The organism is Maridesulfovibrio spiralis (SeqCode) (assembly GCF_048571135.1).
Taxonomy (GTDB): Bacteria; Desulfobacterota; Desulfovibrionia; order Desulfovibrionales; family Desulfovibrionaceae; genus Maridesulfovibrio; species Maridesulfovibrio spiralis.
On record NZ_CP182344.1, the window covers coordinates 4,334,601 to 4,352,746 of the forward strand.

Genomic DNA, 18,146 nt, shown 5'->3' on the forward strand with positions numbered 1-18,146 from the left:
CACGGTTTTTTGGACAGTAGGATAATGATCAAACTCTCTTAATATGATCTAAAGATAGATATACAACCGTAAAGTTATCTTAAATACCACCGATACGAAGTACGAATAAAGCTTATAACTCTAAAAAGAGGATATCGATATGAGTTTCAACTTTCGTGTCGGTGCAGAGGCGCAGCCTTACGCAGCAGCACCTGCCCGCAATACCGCTGTGGAAGAACCGCAAAACGAAACCACAAGGCTGACCATAGCCAAAAGCGGAGATGGCGACACTGTTTCCATATCTGAACAGGGCAAAGAAAAACTCGCAGCCATGAAATCCGATTCTTCTGAAACCAAAAAGAGCTCCGGAACTACCGATAGTATCGATGAGCAGATCGAAAAGGTTAAAGAGCAGATCGAAAAAATTCAAAAAGAAATCGAAGAACTGCAGAAAGAACCCGAAAAAAACAAAGACCAGATTGCCGCAAAACAAAATGAATTGATGCAGTATCAAGGTCAGCTGGTTGAATTGCAGGACCAGAAGAACAAAGCCTCCGGGACAAGCGCTAAAGGCGGAACCCGCGCAGAAGGCATGAGCAACTCTCTGACTTAACATCCTTCATCACAGCAGAACGAGTTTTAACAAACCGCAGCCCCCGCAAAAAAATCAATTTTTGCGGGGGTTATCTTTTCTCTTCAATTAATAGGTACGCAGATCTTTTTCAATACCTATTGAAACAATTACGACCACGAAAACTGATTACAAAAGTTCAGAGGCTAATAACGCTGACAGCGTAAATACAAAAATATAATTGATCAATATCTGGAAATACTTGTGAAATCAGCTTCTAGCCCGATATAACCTCACACTCTTCCGGCCCATAAAGTCATGATTACGTTCGGCACTCCTCCACCTTTGACAAAGTATGTAAAAATACTTAATCGAAACTTATTAAATAAATCCAATTAAGGATGGAGGAATTTCATGAATCTGAGGGAATATATCCGCGATGTTCCTAACTTCCCCAAGGAAGGAATCGTATACTTTGACATCACCCCGCTTCTGGCTGAGCCGAAAGCATTTCAATATACTATTGACCAGCTGGCTGAACGCTTTGCAGATTACAAAGTAGACAAAATTGCTGCTGCTGAAGCACGTGGCTTCATTTTCGGCGCACCGCTCGCCAGCAAGCTCGGTATCGGCTTCGTGCCCATCCGCAAGCCCGGCAAACTGCCTTACGAAACTATTTCCGTAAGCTATGATCTTGAGTACGGAACCGACAACCTGAGCATGCACATTGATGCCGTCGCAAAGGACGAAAAAGTTCTGCTCATCGACGATGTTCTCGCCACCGGCGGAACCGCTGAAGGCATGGTCAAACTGGTAGAAAAAGCAGGAGGCACTGTTTCCGCTATGGGCTTTATTGCCGAGCTGAGCTTCCTCGAAGGAAAAAGCAAACTGGCCGGTATTGAAACCAGCAGTCTGATCCAGCTTTAACAGGGACCAGTCAAGACTCCTGCCGCAGATCAAAGATCACGGCAGGAGTTTTTCTTTTCAACACTGCATACAAGGACAAAGCAATGGCAGTAATCGGCATCATCGGCGGCAGCGGACTGGATAACCCCGACATCCTCAAAGACGCCAAGGATTCAGAGTTCAAAACAGAATGGGGCGAACCCAGCTCTCCCATTAAATCAGGAAAGATTGCGGGCAAGGAAGTTCATATTATAGGAAGGCATGGCCGGGAACACACCATCCCCCCGACCTATGTTAACAACCGCGCCAACATTCAGGCACTCAAAGACCTCGGATGTGACTGCATCCTCGCCACCACTGCCGTAGGCTCCCTGCGCGAAGAAATTGATCGCGGACATCTGGTTATCATCGATCAGTTCATCGACTTCACCCGTAAACGCGAACTAACTTTTCACCAGACTTTCGAGCCACACGCCCCGGTACATACCCCTATGGCTGAACCATTTGATGCCGAACTACGCGCCAAAATGACCGAAGCCTGCAACGAACTCGGTGTAACCGTACATGACAAAGGAACCGTCGTGACCATCGAAGGTCCTCGTTTTTCCACCCGCGCTGAATCCCACATGTTCCGTACCTGGGGAGCAGACATCATCAACATGTCCACCGCGCCCGAAGCGATCCTCGCCAACGAGGCCGGAATTCCTTACGCCGCAGTCGCCATGTCCACCGACTACGATTGCTGGAAAACCGACGAAGCGCCCGTCACATGGGATGACATCCTCGCCATCTTCAAAGCGAATGCCGAGAATGTAACATCCATGCTGATCAAGACTATCGAAAAGATTTAGATGCCTCCGACGGCTGGGGAAGGAAACTTTTGCAAGAGTTCCCCTTCCCCAGACCCATCCCTTCAAAACCTTTTAGTAGGCTTCGCCGCATTCGCTTATAAAACCGTAGGTTAACTTCATGCAGCCGAAAAAATGTGATCTGATAATCAAAGGCAGTTACGTTCTTACGCAAAATGATGAACGGGAGCTGATTGAAGACGGTGCTATTGCCGTCAGCGGTTCGCTGATTTCTGCGGTTGGGAAAAGATCAGAGATCGAAGTGGAATGGGTTGCAGAGGAAACCGTTGATTGCGGCAAGTCTGTTATCCTGCCCGGCTTGATGAACGCTCACACCCATGTTCCCATGACTCTCATGCGAGGGGTTGCCGATGATCTTCCTTTGCTGGACTGGTTGCATAATTATATGTTTCCCATCGAGTCCGGTTTGACCAAAGAACTGGTAGAATTGGGGGCACGTCTGGGCTGCGCTGAAATGATTGCTTCCGGTACGACTGCAATTTTTGACGGCTACATGTATGAAGATGCCGTCGGCAAGGCCGTTGATGGAAGCGGCATGAAAGCAGTTCTGGGCGAAGGATTTTTCAAATTTCCATCGCCGTTTTTCAAAACAGCGCAGGAAGCATGGAATGCTATCGAAGCCTTGCAGGAACGATTCGCAGACCATGACCGAATCAGGACTTCGGTTACACCCCATGCGGTATTCACCACCGATCCAGAACAGCTTGCTGAAAGCATGGAACTTGCTGAAAAGCTGGATATTCTCTGGCAGATTCATGCTGCGGAATCAGTACCTGAAACCAAGCTGACCTTGGAGACTTTCGGCAAACGGCCTGTGCAAATACTAAAAGATTACGGGTTGCTGACCAAACGAACCCGGCTGCATCATTGCGTTGATGTCACCGACGAGGAAATCGACTGGATTCGGGACGCTGGAGCCATGATTGCACATAACCCGCAATCCAACCTCAAGCTGGGATCGGGAATCTGCCCGCTGACCAAATTCCTTGAGGCCGGAGTTAATGCGGGACTGGGCACGGACGGAGCAGCCAGTAACAACAATCTCGACATGTTCGATGAAATGCGAACTGCCGCAATGCTCCAGAAAGGATTCCTGCAGGACCCGGAAGCCATGCCTGCACAAACAGTTCTCGATATGGCAACAGTTTGCGGAGCCTCATTCCTCGGATTTGAAGACACCGGATCACTAAAAGCGGGTTTAAAAGCAGACATCGTCGCTATAGATATGGACAAGATGCACCTAAAACCTGTATACAACCCCCTCTCGCACGTTATTTACTCTGCTGGAGGACAAGATGTCTGCCTGACAGTCTGCGACGGGCAGGTCCTTTATCGGAATGGAGAGTTTCTTACCGTAGATGTGGAAATTATTTCACGGGAAGCTGAAAAGGCCGTAAAATGGGCCTTAAAGCGGCTTGAAAGCCGCTGAGTGGATATTTTTTTCGAGATCTAAAAGCGGTTTTTCCTTGACAACATAGGGGAAGACTGCATATGGATTTGTGCTTTTCCAAGCAAAGATATTTAAAGATAAAACAACGCTTGTTCGCAAGCGACTTGCCAAACAGGAGGCGCTACATGGCTAAAAAGAATGCAAGAGTACACGCACTTGACGGTGCAGAAATGACTGCTGATGGTCTTTCTTACAAAGGCGTAATCATGGAAACCGTTGTTGAAAAATGTGACGGTTGTGAACGCGCAGTTGAATTCGAAGGTTCCAATTACTGTCCCAGCTACGCTCAGCCCGCTAAAAAGTGGTCTCACAGCGTATGCAACTTTGCCACCCACGTACGTGCCGGTGTTGACAAAGAAGGTAAAGTTAAAGTTAACCCGCTTAAAGCATCCAAGCGTGCTGCACGCGGTCGCTAGTACAGCATCAATTAAATTAATATTCATTAATTTGGTTCGTAAAATGGCTTCATTTTATGGACACGATGCCAGTTTCAAGCGAGCACTGTCTTTTCAGGCAAGTCGTTAACTGCATATTACCGGAAAAACATTCTTACTGAATGTTTTTCAACCGATTCATTTCGTGTATCATGGGAGCCGGACTTGTTCCGGCTCTTCTCTTTGGTACACCGGAACACATTTTCATTCACCCTGTATCTGCCCAGAACCGGAGAAACATAAATGCCCACTCAGCTTCTTTCAAAAATCGACGACATGAAAGACGCAGCTCTCGAACTCCACGCAAAGCTGGTCTCCATCCCCGCCATCGGCCCCACAAACAACGGGACCGGGGAAAAGGCCAAAGCTGATTTCCTGACCGATTACCTCAAAGAAAACGGTTTCGGTGAAGTAAAATCATACAACGCGCCGGATGATCGTGTCGAGTGCGGCTACAGACCTAATCTGGTCACCGTAATCCCCGGACAGGACAGCTCCAGAACACTCTGGATCATCTCCCACATGGACGTTGTTCCTGTGGGCGACCTGAGTCTCTGGAAAACCGATCCCTTCAAAATGGAACAGGACGGTGACGCTCTTTACGGACGCGGAGTGGAAGACAACCATCAGGGTTTGGTCAGCTCCGTTCTCGCCGCTAAAACTTTGATGGATTCCGGCATGACTCCGGGCATCAACGTCGGCCTCATCTTTGTTTCCGACGAAGAAACAGGTTCCCACTACGGCCTTGAATATCTGGTTAAGGAACACGGCGATCTCTTCAAAAAGAAGGACCTTTTCCTCGTACCCGATTCCGGTGAGCCGGATTCTTCAATGGTTGAAATCGCGGAAAAATCCTCCGTCTGGTTCAAGGTCACCGTCGAAGGCAAGCAGTGCCACGCTTCCACACCGGAACAGGGAGTCAACTCCCTAGTTGCCGCTGCGGCCATGATCATGGAAGTACCGGAACTCAAATACCACTTTGACGAAGAAGATGAACTTTTCTCCCCGCCCTTCTCCACTTTTGAGCCGACCAAAAAAGAAGCCAACGTGGAGAACATCAACACCATTCCGGGCAAGGATGTATTCTACATCGACTGCCGCGTGCTGCCCAGCTACGACCTTAAGGAAGTGATTGAGCAGGTCAGAGGCATGGCCCTTTACGTTGCTGAAGAGTACGGCGTAAAAATTACTGTGGATGTTGAAAGCGAAAGTCAGGCCGCACCGCCCACCCCCGCAGATTCCGAAATCGTCGAAAAAGTTGTTTTCGCGGTTAAAGAAGTATACGGCGTGGACGCCAAACCCGGCGGAATCGGCGGCGGAACTGTAGCAGCGCATCTGCGTGAACGCGGATACCATACAGTGGTTTGGTCCACCCTGCTGCATCAGGCACACCAGCCCAACGAAAAGGGTTCAATCAGCAACACCCTGAACGACGCAAAAGTAATGGCGCTGCTGCCGTTCTAATAAATTTATTTTAATATCATGATCAGAAAAGAACCGCCCCCAAGTAAATTCGACTTAATTGTTGCAGGTGCAGGACATGCCGGTTGTGAAGCCGCCATGGCTGCGGCCAACCTCGGCCTGAAGACCCTGCTTTTGACCATCAACGTAGACCGCATCGGACATTTGTCCTGCAACCCGGCTATTGGCGGACTTGCCAAAGGCCACATGGTTAAAGAAATTGATGCACTTGGCGGCTACATGGGTCTCTGGTCCGACAAGGCCGGAATCCAGTTCCGTATCCTGAACACACGCAAAGGCCCTGCCGTGCGCGCGAGCCGTGCCCAGATGGACCGCAATGAATACATGCGTGTGGTCCAGAAGGATATCTTTTCGCAGGATAATCTCTGGGTCCGGCAGGCTATGGCTGAATCTCTGATCATTGAAGACGGTAAAGCTGCAGGGGTTGTAACCCAGATCGGGGAAAAATTTCATTCCCGCTCGGTGATGCTTACCACTGGAACTTTTTTGCAGGGGCTGATGCACATCGGTCTGGAAAATTTCAGCGGCGGACGTATGGGCGATCCTGCCTCCGTAGGCATGTCCAAAAGCCTTAAAGAGGCCGGACTGACTCTGGGCCGACTTAAAACCGGAACCACTCCCCGTCTGCTCAAGGATTCCATCGACTATGACAAACTCGAAGAACAACGTGGCGATGATCCTCCGCAGCCCTTCAGCTTCAGGACCGACGAAATCAAGCTGCCGCAGGTAAGCTGCCACATCACTTACACAAACGAAAAAGCTCACGAGGCCATTCGCAGCGGCTTTGAACGTTCCCCCATGTTTACCGGGGTAATCAAAGGAACCGGCGCACGCTACTGTCCTTCCATTGAAGATAAAGTCGCACGCTTCCCGGAAAAAGAACGCCACCAGATTTTCCTTGAACCGGAAGGATACGATAGCCCCGAAGTTTACCCAAGCGGTATTCCCACCAGTCTTCCACTGGACGTGCAAAAAAGCATGATCCACTCCATTGAAGGCCTGGAAGATGCTCAGATTATACGTCCCGGTTATGCAATTGAATACGATTTTGTCCCGCCCACCCAGCTTTTGCCGACTCTTGAGACCAAAGTTCTTCCCGGCCTGTATCTTGCCGGACAGATCAACGGGACATCCGGCTATGAAGAAGCAGCGGCACAGGGACTCTGGGCAGCATGCAACGCTTTCTGCAAACTGACCGGACGCGATCCTTTCCTGCTTTCCCGCGATCAAGCATACATTGCCGTGCTGGTGGACGATCTCGTAACCAAGGGGACTCAGGAACCCTACCGCATGTTCACCTCCCGCGCAGAGTACAGATTGCTGCTGCGTGAGGGCAATGCAGACCTGCGCCTGACTGAGATCGGCCGAGAACTCGGCTTGGTCAAAGATGATCACTGGACTCTTTATTCCGCCAAGAAAAAAGGACTGGATAAAGCCCTTAACCTGCTGAAATCAACCCAGATCAGGCCGGATAAATCTACACGCGAGATTATCACCAGAATCGGCGGAACCGTACCGAACAAGTCTGTTCCCCTTGCGGCAATACTGCGCCAGCCGGAACTTTCCATTGGAGATATGGTTCATTTCAAGCCTGAAATTGAAGACTTAACAGAGGAAGTTCTTGTTGAAGCGGAAACCCAGATTAAATACGAAGGTTATCTGGTGCGCCAACAGGAATTGGTGGAAAAATTTAGAAAAATGGAATCCGTCAGCCTGCCGGAAGAAATCGATTACTCTGAAGTAGCCGGACTGACCCGGGAAGCCGTTGAAAAACTAACAGAAGTTCGCCCACTGACCCTTGGACAAGCCAGCCGAATATCCGGAATTACTCCGGCAGCAGTATCTTCAATCGAAATTCACCTGAAGAAAACCGGCTCAATTTAACATACCATGCCTGCGGGTTAAAGCATTCACTTTTCAAAACAATAAAAAGTAAGTATTGTAAAAGAAAAGCTTTAACATCTAATCGAGGCTAACTGATGGCGGCAGATCAGGAGTTTTTATACAAAACCCTGCGTGGTTTCGGAGAAACAGGTCTCCCTCAACAAACAGTAAATATGCTTATTGTTGTCGGGTTTTGCATTACCGCGATTGTTGCGGCAGTGCTCTGGTACAACAATAAGCAACTAAAAAAGAAACTGAACGCTGTCCCGACCAGCTGGATAACCGATAAAAAACAACTGGAGCAGATATTTGAAACCGCTCTGGTTTACCGATCTAAAATAGATCTAAGCTTTCATACTAAATCCGAAAAAAGACGCACTATTGCCTGTTCCATAGAAGATATCACTGACCGCCTGATTCTTGAGATTCCTGCGAATGGTAATATCGGCAGGTCATGGATTGGACGCGAGGTTACCTGCTTTTTCCATGTACCCGCCAAGCAGTCCGGCATGGTCATCTTCTACAATTTCAACTCGGTCATATCCGAAGTGAATGCCAAAAGTTCCCAATACTTCAACCTGATTGTAGAACTTCCTGACCATATCGAACAAACCCAGAAACGCGAATTCCTGCGCGTATCCCCTCCTTCGCGTCACTATGACTACGTAAATATCATCCCTGAAACCAAGCAAGGTAAAGCTGCCGGACTGAAATTCATATCCACCAATGGTGAATATGCTCCCGGATATATGGGAGGCAAAGAAGCTGCGGTATTACTTTCTGATATATCAGGAGGGGGACTTTCCCTTGAACTCACCCGGATGAGTTCAAAACGCGCCTCACATTTCAAATTGAAGAAAGGGCAAAATTTTCTGGTCCTGCTCAGTCTGGTAGATTTCGGAAACAAAGGCATTGTGCGCCATCTTTTCGTTACCAAGATAAGACGAGTTTTCATTGACTCGACTAGAGGACATGCCCAGCTGGGTTTATCTTTCGAATCTCAATTCATGGGATTTGATGACGATACCAAAAAGCCTAAATGGGAAAAAGTAAGTCAGAACGGCTGCCCGGAAATGGACGATTGGACTTATAATCTCTACCTTGAATTGTACAGGGAAGGTAACGAATAGTTAAGGTTGTTGACACCAGCAACACATAATAAGTAGATATATAACTAAATCTGACTTCCATGTTTAAAAACACTTGTAATAACCGCAAAAAGGAGAATGGAATTGGACGACGGTTCAGAAGGCCGATTGTGGGCTAAGATGGTCAACATTTTCAAAAAAACAGATGCCCCCCTTGAAGAGCATATTCTCGAAGCCAGCGAAGACGGCGAAATCAAGGAAGAAGTCGTTTCCATGCTGCTCAACGTCCTTGAACTCAAGGATACTGAAGCCAGCGAAATCATGATTCCCCGTACCGATATGATCGGTGTTGAGATCAACAGCAGCCTTGCTGAAGTTGCTGAACAAATCATGGAGTACGGACATTCTCGAATTCCTGTCTTTCGGGACACCAAAGACAAGATAATCGGCATTATCCACGCAAAAGACATCATCGCCCCTCTTTTAAAAGGCAAAAGCGATACTCCACTTGACGCGATCATGCGCAAGCCTTTCTTTGTGTCCGAGAATATCAAAGTTAAGTCATTACTTAGGGAATTTCAGAGCGGTCGTGTCCACATGGCTATCCTGCAGGACGAATACGGAGGGACATCCGGCCTGCTGACCATGGAAGATGTGCTTGAAGAAATCGTAGGTGATATCTCCGATGAGCACGACGCTGTCCGTCCTTCTGACTTTGAAGAACTGGAAAGCGGTAAATTCCTTATTTCAGGCAGAGTTCCCCTGACAGAAGTTTCTGAAAAACTTGACCTCTCTCTCGATTCTGAACACGTGGAATCCATCGGCGGATATATTTCCGAACTGACCGGACGCATCCCGCATGTTGGAGAATTCATCAATATTTCAGGATTCAAATTCACAGTCCATGAAGGTGACGCCAAGCAGATCATCTCCATACTCATAGATCCGCCCACCGGAAATTAGAATGCACCCAGCTGTTCCGATTATTATTGCAATGATTTCTGCGGGGATTGGTTATGCCAATCCCCTGCTCCATTTACCTGCTGCAATTCTTGCTTTTCCACTGGCTCTCGGCTTGATCGCTACAAACAGTGAATCTCCACGCAAAGCCATGAAAAGAGGTTGGATTGCCGGTTCACTGGCCGCCATGGCCTGCATGTACTGGATTGCGTATCCTGTAGGAGTATACGGAGGCCTGCCGTGGGCTTTGGCCATCCCCTGCCCAATTCTGGTTGGCATGGTCGTCGGTGCATACTACGGCGGTTTCACCTTAGTACTCAATCATGCAGCGCGAAACCTGCCTCCTTTTGCCCTCTGCATATTCAGCGGCCTGCTCTGGACCACCATGGAAATGGCCCAAGGCGTGCTGCTCAGCGGATTTCCATGGATGACCTTATCCTCGGCCCTGGCTTTCAGGCCGGAATGGATTCAAGGCGCCGCATTTATAGGAGCTTACGGACTTTCCGGACTGCTGGTGTCTATAGCCATGGCAATACTGGTCTGGAAAACATCCCATGCCGCAAAAATATGGGCATTGTCCGTGGTGGTGCTGATCATTGTTCTCGGTGGAATGCGCACCAGTCCACAGCAATTCACCGGTTTGCAACCCACAGGCAAAACGTCCATAGGCGTTGTTCAGGGCAACATTAATCAGGCCAGAAAGTGGGATGCCAAATACAAAAAAACCACGTTTGAAAAATACCTTGCACTCAGCAGACAGGTCACTGACAAAACCGATATCGTGATCTGGCCTGAAACCGCTATGCCATTCTATTTGCAGGACGGCGGTATCATGCGTGCGGAAATAATGAATTTCACCACTGAAACCAAGACTCCTGTCCTGACCGGAGCACCCGGATATGTCCTTCACAGTAAAGGAGATTTTTCCCTTTACAACCGGGCATACCTTATTTCCCCGGACAAGAAATTTATGAATTGGTACGATAAATCGCATCTGGTTCCATTCGGGGAATATATTCCGTTTAAAGAATTCCTGCCGCTTGGCAAACTGGTGCAGGGAGCAGGAGATTTCCTGCCTGGTTCAGACGCAAACCCACTACTAAGCGGCGACCTTGCTATGGGTATGCTCATTTGTTATGAAGGAATCTTCCCGGAACTGGCTCAGGAACGGGTAGAAAAAGGCGCCAATATCCTGATTAATATTAGTAATGACGCATGGTACGGTAACACCTCAGCCCCTTTGCAGCATCTCAATCTCGTAACCATGAGAGCAGTTGAACAGGGACGCTACATGATCAGGGGAACCAACACCGGCATATCCGCCTGTATTGATCCACTGGGACGCATCAGCCATGCTACAGAACTGTTTGTTGACGCTGCGTTCGCTGCCGATGCTGAAACAATCAGCGGCGATACTTTTTACCACGCCAACTACAACGCAGTTACCCGTATTCCGTTGCTGCTGACTATGCTTTTCGCCATCTGGATAATAATTAACCGCCGTAAAAAATCAGGCGGAAATTAAAATATAAAGGAACAACACCAAAACATGCTTCAATTTTCAGACCTCAGATCCAAGGCCTTAACAAGTATTGAAAAATATGAATCCCTCTGGGGGCGTCTTTGACCACGCACAGAGCAAGGAAAGGCTTGAAGAAATAGAACACGACCTGAGCAAACCCGGTGCATGGGATAAACCGGACGCACTAACCCCGGTCCTGCGCGAGAAATCCATGCTTGAAGAAAAAGTAGCTTCATACGACGCCCTTTCTTCCAGCAGGGAAGATGTGGAAGAATGGCTCATGATGGCCTCGGAAGAACAGGATCAGGAAGTTTTGGAAGCACTTGCTGAAAACGTGGAAAAACTGGCCCAAATGGTCGAACAGACTGAGCTTGCGGCACTGCTCGCCGCTCCCGAAGACAAGAGCACAGCAATTCTCGAAATCCACCCCGGTGCAGGCGGAATCGAATCTCAGGACTGGGCGGAAATGCTGCTGCGCATGTACCTGCGCTGGACCGACAAACGTAACTGGAAAACCAGCTACCTTGACTACCAGCCTGACGACGAAGCCGGAATCAAGAGCGTTACTCTCCGCATTGAAGGACTTTACGCCTACGGATTCCTCAAGGGCGAAGCCGGAATCCATCGTTTGATTCGTATTTCTCCTTTCGACGCCTCTGGCAGAAGGCATACCTCTTTTGCCTCGGTAGATGTATATCCCGAGATTTCACAAGACATCGAAATCGAAGTAAAGGACGAAGATATCCGGGTTGATGTATTCCGGGCCAGCGGTCCCGGCGGACAGCATGTCAACAAGACCAACTCTGCTGTACGCATCACCCACCTACCCACAAATATTGTTGTTCAGTGCCAGAATGAAAAATCGCAGCTGAAAAACAAGGAAACCGCCATGAAAGTCCTCAAGTCCCGTCTTTATGAACAGGAACTCAAGAGGCAGGAAGAAAGCAAACGAGCTGACTACGCCACCAAGGATTCCATTGGTTTCGGCAGTCAGATCAGGACATACACTCTGCAACCATACAGACTGGTCAAGGACCACCGCTGCGGAGCCGAGGACGGAAACGTCGAAGCTGTTCTGGACGGAGAACTTGACGGGCTGATCAGAAAATACATGCTTGACGCATACGGCGGAGAAAATGAACGCTGAGTACATTGCTGAGAATGAAGCGAACCTTATGGAGGAACTTCTTTCCGTGCGGGACAAGTTCTGCAACGAGAAAAATGTCTGCCATACCCATGAGTGCCCGGAAGGACTTGCCGTAATGAGGCTCTGTCCGGGCATGACTCTTGAAGCATGGGAAATCCTTGCGGAAAGACACGGCCTGAACGACTGGCTGACTATGCCTCTTGACCGTAACATGGCCCCGCACTTGAACCATGTGCAATCGGTATTGCAGGAGCTTTCCTACAAAACCGATCATGACCCGCTTACCGGACTCTCCAACCGCAGAGTCTTTGAACGGACTCTTGATCAGGAAATTGAAAGATCACGCAGAAACAAAACTCCGGTCAGTCTTGCCATTCTGGATCTTGATAACTTCAAAAGGATCAATGATTCATGGGGGCATCTCAAAGGAGACGAAGTCCTGATCGATTTTGCAGATTTACTGGCCCGCAATTCAAGACGCTACGATCTAGTAGCCCGTATCGGCGGTGAAGAATTTGCTATCATTCTTTCCGGGGTTGGGCTGGTCAAATCGCAGCAATTAATCGAAAGATTGCTGGCTAAGGTCCGAGATCTGGACTTTAGTATTCCGGGATCTGATGACAAATTTTCAGTCACCTGCTCAGCGGGAATATCCTGTTACAAGGGCATGGTGGATATTGAAATGCATGAACTGATCAGCAAAGCGGACAAATCCCTCTATGAGGCTAAAAAATCCGGCAAGGACCAAGTCCATACAGCGGACATCCTTGATTTTGAATCAGTGACCAAGGAAAGCCTTGTTCATGCCAATGAGAAGAAATTTTTATTTACGGGAAACTAAAGGAATAGATAAGTCATGATCAACGCCAATAAAACACTAAGTCTTGCTATCATGAGTGGTAAGGGTGGAGTCGGAAAAACCAACCTTTCCCTGAATCTTTCCTATGCCCTGAATGCAGGGGGGAACAGCCTGCTGCTCATGGACTGCGACCTCGGGCTGGCCAACCTTGACGTACTGCTCGGTATTTCCCCGGAAACGAACATGCAGGACCTGCTGACCAGCGGAGCGAAACCTGCTGACATCGTCATTCCCATTGAAGAAGGCAAAAAATTCGATATCCTACCTGCTGCTTCTGGCGTGCCAGAGCTTGTAGAGATGGACGAAGATATGCAAGATCTGCTGTTCAGCAAAATCACAAAACTCGTCGGCAGTTACCAGTACCTGGTGCTCGACCTCGGGGCCGGAATCAACGGAACAGTAATGTCCTTTGCATCCATGACCCAGATGAGAATCGTTGTGGTAACCCCGGAGCCTACCTCGCTGACCGACAGCTACGCCCTGATAAAAGTGCTCCACACTCAGCATAATATCAGTGATTTCCATGTGGTAGTAAACCAAGCTACTGACGCAAAAGAAGGGCGAGCCACTTTTGAACGCCTCAACATGGCATGCGAAAAATTCCTTAATATTAAGTTGAAAAATATGGGATATGTGCGCTATGATCCCACTGTAACAGAAGCTGTAAGACGGCAGATTCCTTTTATTAAGTTTGCTCCTAAATCTGATGCCAGCCGTGACATCCTTAATATTGCGGTCAAAATTCAGAAGATCAGAATGGAAAATATGGGTAGACTGAGCGAAAGACCTGTCATGAAAAAATTTCCGACACTGGCCGACTAATTATGCTTGCGAAAAGGCTAACTTTTCGGCATAGTTGTACTAGTAATGGCAAAAAACACTGCCTTGTCACACTCAACACGATTTGGGAGAGGACATGAACAAAAGCGAACTGATTAAGAATCTTGCGGAAGAAAAAGGCCTCCATGTAGATGAATCTGCCGAAATAGTTGATGCATTTGTCGATGCTATCAAAGAGGCTCTCGTTCGCGGCGACAGAGTAGAAATCCGTGGATTCGGAAGCTTTAAGATGAAGGAATACAAAGGATATACCGGACGCAACCCCAAGACTGGTGACGTTGTCGACGTGACTCCGAAAAAACTGCCTTTTTTCCGTCCCGGTAAAGAGCTGAAAGAATATCTGAACGGTTAATGCGACTTCTCATATTTGCCTTTTTGATCCTTGCCAGCATGGGAACTTCAATATCCCACGCTGGCAAGGATGTACTATTGTCTATTGCCGACACAGCCAACACATTCGGGACTGTAAACCCCTGCCCCACCTGAGGAAGCAAAACCCTTGGCGGACTGGCCCGGCGGGCCGGCTATCTTCAGGATTTGCGGACAGCACAGAAGCACGACGTACTTGTAATTGGTGGTGCTTATGAGTTTTTGCCGACATCAGGCGAAAAAGTTTCCGATAAAAAACGAAATGCGCTGACTGAAGCTTTCCAAATTATAAATTATGATTTAGGGATTCTTAGTCCTGCAGAATTCAGATTTATGGAAAATTCCATCTCTGGAATTCCTCAAAACTGGATTAGCAACACAAAAGCACAAGTTATGGTCAAACCTCTTGCCAATGGCAAAAAGGTTTCCATCATAGTTTTTCCTCACCTTGAACGAGGTTCCGACGAAATTCCTCCTGATCTCATTCAGAAATGCGCCAAACTGATCAGGGAGAACAAAGAAAAAGCGGATCTCGTAATCGCCATGAGTTCATGGGGATACTTCAGGGAGAAGAAATTTCTCGCCAACCCGGAGATTGGCGAGGCCGCCCCGGATATCCTTCTGGGTAGCGGTGACGGACCGGGAATGTCCGGTAGTCTTAACGCTAACGGTAAGACTTTGTGGGTGCGCAGCTACCCAACCGGAAAAGCAGTTAACAGGATCGACATTTTGCATTGGCCCACAAGAGATGAGGACTTTAAATGGTCTTCCGGGGAGAACGTTAAATGGTTCCTGCAGACCCTGACGGAAAAACTCCGCGAGGAACCTGCAATTGCGAAGCTGCTCAGTGGTATTTCGGACGATTAGTAATTTAAATTTGGAGGCTTAAACAATGACATTCCAAGGAGCATTCACTGCTCTGGTCACTCCGTTCAAAAACGGAGAGATTGATCAGGACGCATACCGCGAACTGATCGAGTGGCAGATTGAACAGGGAATCGACGGCCTTGTACCCTGTGGTACAACCGGCGAAGCGGCTACACTTACCCATGAAGAACAAGGTGAGGTTATTAGAATCTGTGTCGAGCAGGCCAAGGGACGTGTCCCGGTCATCGCTGGCGCGGGTTCCAACAATACTAAGGAAGCCGTAAACCTTACCAAGCTTGCTAAACAGGCAGGCGCGGACGCCACCCTCCAGATTACACCTTACTACAATAAACCGACACCCGCGGGCTTGCTGGCGCACTTTAAAGCCCTTTCGGATGAAGCTTCTATGCCCTTCATCCTGTACAATGTCCCCGGACGTACCGGACTGAACTGCATGCCGGAAACCATTGCCACGATAGCCAATGAAGTTTCCGATGTAGTTGGCGTTAAAGAAGCGACCGCTAATCTCGGTCAGGTTTCCGACGTTATCGAGCAGTGCCCAGAAGGATTCTCCGTTCTTTCCGGTGATGACTTTACCGTACTGCCCCTGCTCGCCCTTGGCGGCCACGGGGTTATCTCCGTAGTTGCCAACATCATGCCCAAGACCATGTCCGACATGTGTGCAGCTTATCACGCAGGCGATATGAAAAAAGCACAGGAACTGCACTTCAAGATGCAGCCTGTTAACCGCGTGATGTTTGTCGAAACCAACCCTATCCCGGTGAAAACTGCACTGGGCATGATGGGTAAATTCGAGACTTCCTTCAGACTGCCTCTGGTTCCGCTGATGGATGAAAGCACAGCCAAGCTGGAAGCACAGCTTAAAGAAAGCGGCCTTATCTAGCCTGCTTTAGCAATACAATATAAAGTCCCCGCACGGTTATCCATGCGGGGATTTTTTTATGACACTTTACGCGGTAATCTTAATTAGAAGAAAGGCCTCGGCGGAACAAATTATTCTTACAAAAAGGATGAAAACCGATATTATGCTACGTGATATCGTTGCAGAAACTTATTTAAACACTTCCGGTGTGTAGTCTTTCGGAAGATGGGCAGTTCCTTTGGTTACTGGTATGCCTGCTTCCGAAGCCGCATTCCTTGCCAATTCATCAATCTTATCACAAAAACCATTACCTATTTTCCAGCCATCCCGCTCTTTTTTAGAAAAAGAACAGGTCACAACATGAACGGATTCAGCCCCCTTAGCCTTTAAAATCTTAACCATCTCGGTAAAATTATCGCCAGGACAGCGGCAGGTAAATACCCCCGCCAAGGAACACTCATCATATCCGCTGAACCCCTGTACTGTCTGGTCATGGGATTTAATGCAACTAGTCAGCGGACACCTATTTTCATTTTTTTCACACCGAATCATTCCAATTTTAGTCATAAATCAGTCTCCAACATGCATATCTAGACTAAAAACGCCCTATTCCACCGCCACCCATGCCACGGCCTCCGCCGCCCATTCCGCGACCGCCACCGGACATTCCCATACCGCGTCCAGTTCCACCCATGCGACGACAACCACCGCCGGATTGATTAAGACTCTGCGGAGAACGTTTGAGATCGGCCACAGGCTGACCTACCCCTGATTCAGCCGCATAATTTTCCACTAACCCGCGCACAGTACCTGAATCAGCTGTCACCATTTCAATATGTCCGGCCAGCAAAGCCTGTTCAGCCTTGGGTCCGAAAGTACCGGAAATGATCACCTGAACCCCATTCTGGGCCAGCAATTGTGCTGCCTGAGGTCCAGCACCACCAGCGGCTTGAACATTGGCGGAATTATCGACAAAATGAATCTCTCCTGATTCGCTATCAAAAACAACAAAACCCGCAGCCCTGCCGAAACGAGGCTCAAATGAACTATCTACATTAGAATTATTTGCACTTACAGCGATAAGCATAATGCCTCCTGTTCTGATTATTATTGTTATTTTCATCTAAAGCATAAATGAATCCAATCAGAAACTAAGCATAAGTTACGGCAACTTAGTCAAATTGTGACAAAATGTTACGGCGCACAATTCGCCTGATTTCATATGGAGGGATAATTATGATCCACCGAAGAGAGAGCACTTACAATCAAATCCTGCACGCCAATCTTTCTGTGAAATTCGATAAAGAACATGCTCTCGTAACGGGTTGGGCACAGGCACGGACGGGTGCTCAAAAGGCTCATCGTCTAAAATCATACCGAGTTTTTTCATTACCGCCTGTGACGGGTTATTTTGCGTGGAAGTAAAAGAGACAATCTCATTAAGATCAAGTTCGGTGAAACCATATTTCAAAGCAAAACTTGCTGCTTCAGTGGCGTATCCATTCCCCCAAAACCGCTTATCGAGCCGCCATCCAATTTCGACGCAAGGTGAAAACGGCAGTTTCGTCGTAGGAATATGCAACCCAACAAAACCGATAAAAGACGCAATCTCAGGAATCTCAACCGCCCAAAACCCCCAACCCCGCCCTCTAATCAACGTGCTGATCACATCTGCATTTGCATTGCTTTCAGCTTCAGAAAGAGGGGCAGGAAAATAGCGCATCACATCGGTGTCTGCATTTATGCGCGCAAAAGTAGGATAATCACTGTCCTGCCATTCACGCAGGAGAAGTCTTTCAGTTCTGAATTTAATCATATAAACAGGATACAATAGAAGGAAGCACTCTGTAAATTTCAGCTGCAAAAATAAAAAAGCAGCCCGATCTCAATAAACCAGCCTGCCATGATAGTCGATCCTCTTCTATCCGAAGTCGACACGATGAATATACGTGTGAAGCTCGCTAACGCGTTTTGGGAAGGGAGAGGATTCCAGAGGAGAGGGAAACCCGTTTTAGCGTAAGCAAAAGGGTTTCCCT

19 protein-coding genes are annotated in these 18,146 nt (G+C 48.2%); 16 read left to right on the forward strand and 3 right to left on the reverse strand.

Annotated features, from left to right (window positions below; genetic code table 11):
- Positions 1 to 139: 139 nt before the first annotated feature.
- The 16 genes from ACNI29_RS19455 (at position 140) to dapA (ending at position 16,131) form a co-directional block, all read left to right on the forward strand.
- A complete protein-coding gene (locus ACNI29_RS19455; protein ID WP_419780025.1) occupies positions 140 to 592 on the forward strand; it encodes a hypothetical protein in 453 nt (150 codons plus the stop codon).
- Positions 593 to 964: 372 nt separating this feature from the next.
- The gene (locus ACNI29_RS19460; protein WP_419780026.1) at positions 965 to 1,477 is read left to right on the forward strand and encodes an adenine phosphoribosyltransferase; all 513 of its coding nucleotides are present in this window, start codon (positions 965 to 967) and stop codon (positions 1,475 to 1,477) included.
- 83 nt (positions 1,478 to 1,560) lie between these two features.
- Positions 1,561 to 2,307 (forward strand): S-methyl-5'-thioadenosine phosphorylase, encoded by a 747-nt coding sequence (gene mtnP / locus ACNI29_RS19465; RefSeq protein WP_419780027.1) that lies wholly within the window; start codon positions 1,561 to 1,563, stop codon positions 2,305 to 2,307.
- Positions 2,308 to 2,425: 118 nt separating this feature from the next.
- The gene (locus tag ACNI29_RS19470; RefSeq protein ID WP_419780028.1) at positions 2,426 to 3,754 is read left to right on the forward strand and encodes an amidohydrolase family protein; all 1,329 of its coding nucleotides are present in this window, start codon (positions 2,426 to 2,428) and stop codon (positions 3,752 to 3,754) included.
- 146 nt (positions 3,755 to 3,900) lie between these two features.
- Positions 3,901 to 4,191 (forward strand): PxxKW family cysteine-rich protein, encoded by a 291-nt coding sequence (locus ACNI29_RS19475; protein WP_419780029.1) that lies wholly within the window; start codon positions 3,901 to 3,903, stop codon positions 4,189 to 4,191.
- 261 nt (positions 4,192 to 4,452) lie between these two features.
- Positions 4,453 to 5,673: a M20 family metallo-hydrolase gene (locus tag ACNI29_RS19480; RefSeq protein WP_419780030.1), complete on the forward strand. Its 1,221-nt coding sequence runs from the start codon at positions 4,453 to 4,455 to the stop codon at positions 5,671 to 5,673.
- 18 nt (positions 5,674 to 5,691) lie between these two features.
- On the forward strand, positions 5,692 to 7,575 hold the full coding sequence (mnmG, locus tag ACNI29_RS19485) for a tRNA uridine-5-carboxymethylaminomethyl(34) synthesis enzyme MnmG (RefSeq protein WP_419780031.1): 1,884 nt from the start codon (positions 5,692 to 5,694) through the stop codon (positions 7,573 to 7,575).
- 173 nt (positions 7,576 to 7,748) lie between these two features.
- A complete protein-coding gene (locus tag ACNI29_RS19490) occupies positions 7,749 to 8,705 on the forward strand; it encodes a PilZ domain-containing protein (protein ID WP_419780032.1) in 957 nt (318 codons plus the stop codon).
- Positions 8,706 to 8,801: 96 nt separating this feature from the next.
- Positions 8,802 to 9,626, forward strand: a complete 825-nt coding sequence (locus tag ACNI29_RS19495) for a hemolysin family protein (protein WP_419780033.1) — start codon at positions 8,802 to 8,804, stop codon at positions 9,624 to 9,626.
- 1 nt (position 9,627) lies between these two features.
- The gene (lnt, locus tag ACNI29_RS19500; protein WP_419780034.1) at positions 9,628 to 11,148 is read left to right on the forward strand and encodes an apolipoprotein N-acyltransferase; all 1,521 of its coding nucleotides are present in this window, start codon (positions 9,628 to 9,630) and stop codon (positions 11,146 to 11,148) included.
- 24 nt (positions 11,149 to 11,172) lie between these two features.
- A protein-coding gene (gene prfB, locus ACNI29_RS19505; RefSeq protein WP_419780035.1) for a peptide chain release factor 2 occupies positions 11,173 to 12,292 on the forward strand; the annotation gives its coding sequence in 2 pieces (ribosomal slippage) (positions 11,173 to 11,247 and positions 11,249 to 12,292; 1,119 coding nt in all).
- A complete protein-coding gene (locus ACNI29_RS19510) occupies positions 12,282 to 13,133 on the forward strand; it encodes a GGDEF domain-containing protein (RefSeq protein ID WP_419780036.1) in 852 nt (283 codons plus the stop codon). Before prfB ends, ACNI29_RS19510 begins: the two co-directional genes overlap by 11 nt.
- 15 nt (positions 13,134 to 13,148) lie before the next feature.
- The gene (locus ACNI29_RS19515) at positions 13,149 to 13,973 is read left to right on the forward strand and encodes a MinD/ParA family protein (protein WP_419780037.1); all 825 of its coding nucleotides are present in this window, start codon (positions 13,149 to 13,151) and stop codon (positions 13,971 to 13,973) included.
- Positions 13,974 to 14,031: 58 nt separating this feature from the next.
- Positions 14,032 to 14,343 carry an HU family DNA-binding protein gene (locus ACNI29_RS19520; RefSeq protein WP_419782123.1) on the forward strand — a complete coding sequence of 104 codons (312 nt, stop codon included), beginning with the start codon at positions 14,032 to 14,034 and terminating at the stop codon, positions 14,341 to 14,343.
- Positions 14,343 to 15,227, forward strand: a complete 885-nt coding sequence (locus ACNI29_RS19530) for a UshA-like (seleno)protein family 2 (RefSeq protein WP_420705246.1) — start codon at positions 14,343 to 14,345, stop codon at positions 15,225 to 15,227. The genes ACNI29_RS19520 and ACNI29_RS19530 overlap by 1 nt, the downstream gene beginning before the upstream one ends.
- A gap of 25 nt (positions 15,228 to 15,252) precedes the next feature.
- Positions 15,253 to 16,131: a 4-hydroxy-tetrahydrodipicolinate synthase gene (dapA, locus tag ACNI29_RS19535; RefSeq protein WP_419780040.1), complete on the forward strand. Its 879-nt coding sequence runs from the start codon at positions 15,253 to 15,255 to the stop codon at positions 16,129 to 16,131.
- Positions 16,132 to 16,299: 168 nt separating this feature from the next.
- On the opposite strand, the gene ACNI29_RS19540 is transcribed toward dapA, so the two are convergent.
- The 3 genes from ACNI29_RS19540 to ACNI29_RS19550 all read right to left on the reverse strand — a co-directional run bounded on the left by ACNI29_RS19540 (position 16,300) and on the right by ACNI29_RS19550 (position 17,926).
- Complete coding sequence (locus ACNI29_RS19540) at positions 16,300 to 16,677, reverse strand: CGGC domain-containing protein (RefSeq protein ID WP_419780041.1); 378 nt, start codon at positions 16,675 to 16,677, stop codon at positions 16,300 to 16,302.
- Positions 16,678 to 16,705: 28 nt separating this feature from the next.
- Positions 16,706 to 17,197 carry a NifB/NifX family molybdenum-iron cluster-binding protein gene (locus ACNI29_RS19545; RefSeq protein WP_419780042.1) on the reverse strand — a complete coding sequence of 164 codons (492 nt, stop codon included), beginning with the start codon at positions 17,195 to 17,197 and terminating at the stop codon, positions 16,706 to 16,708.
- Between the two features lie 147 nt (positions 17,198 to 17,344).
- A complete protein-coding gene (locus ACNI29_RS19550) occupies positions 17,345 to 17,926 on the reverse strand; it encodes a GNAT family N-acetyltransferase (protein ID WP_419780043.1) in 582 nt (193 codons plus the stop codon).
- Positions 17,927 to 18,146 lie beyond the last annotated feature (220 nt).

Coding starts and splice junctions, on each gene's coding strand:
- ACNI29_RS19515 (WP_419780037.1), top strand. CDS start 13,149: ATGATCAACGCCAATAAAACACTAAGTCTTGCTATCATGAGTGGTAAG.
- ACNI29_RS19510 (WP_419780036.1), top strand. CDS start 12,282: ATGAACGCTGAGTACATTGCTGAGAATGAAGCGAACCTTATGGAGGAA.
- ACNI29_RS19455 (WP_419780025.1), top strand. CDS start 140: ATGAGTTTCAACTTTCGTGTCGGTGCAGAGGCGCAGCCTTACGCAGCA.
- ACNI29_RS19540 (WP_419780041.1), bottom strand. CDS start 16,677: ATGACTAAAATTGGAATGATTCGGTGTGAAAAAAATGAAAATAGGTGT.
- ACNI29_RS19495 (WP_419780033.1), top strand. CDS start 8,802: ATGGAATTGGACGACGGTTCAGAAGGCCGATTGTGGGCTAAGATGGTC.
- ACNI29_RS19460 (WP_419780026.1), top strand. CDS start 965: ATGAATCTGAGGGAATATATCCGCGATGTTCCTAACTTCCCCAAGGAA.
- mnmG (WP_419780031.1), top strand. CDS start 5,692: ATGATCAGAAAAGAACCGCCCCCAAGTAAATTCGACTTAATTGTTGCA.
- mtnP (WP_419780027.1), top strand. CDS start 1,561: ATGGCAGTAATCGGCATCATCGGCGGCAGCGGACTGGATAACCCCGAC.
- lnt (WP_419780034.1), top strand. CDS start 9,628: ATGCACCCAGCTGTTCCGATTATTATTGCAATGATTTCTGCGGGGATT.
- dapA (WP_419780040.1), top strand. CDS start 15,253: ATGACATTCCAAGGAGCATTCACTGCTCTGGTCACTCCGTTCAAAAAC.
- ACNI29_RS19470 (WP_419780028.1), top strand. CDS start 2,426: ATGCAGCCGAAAAAATGTGATCTGATAATCAAAGGCAGTTACGTTCTT.
- ACNI29_RS19545 (WP_419780042.1), bottom strand. CDS start 17,197: ATGCTTATCGCTGTAAGTGCAAATAATTCTAATGTAGATAGTTCATTT.
- ACNI29_RS19490 (WP_419780032.1), top strand. CDS start 7,749: ATGCTTATTGTTGTCGGGTTTTGCATTACCGCGATTGTTGCGGCAGTG.
- ACNI29_RS19550 (WP_419780043.1), bottom strand. CDS start 17,926: ATGATTAAATTCAGAACTGAAAGACTTCTCCTGCGTGAATGGCAGGAC.
- ACNI29_RS19480 (WP_419780030.1), top strand. CDS start 4,453: ATGCCCACTCAGCTTCTTTCAAAAATCGACGACATGAAAGACGCAGCT.
- ACNI29_RS19475 (WP_419780029.1), top strand. CDS start 3,901: ATGGCTAAAAAGAATGCAAGAGTACACGCACTTGACGGTGCAGAAATG.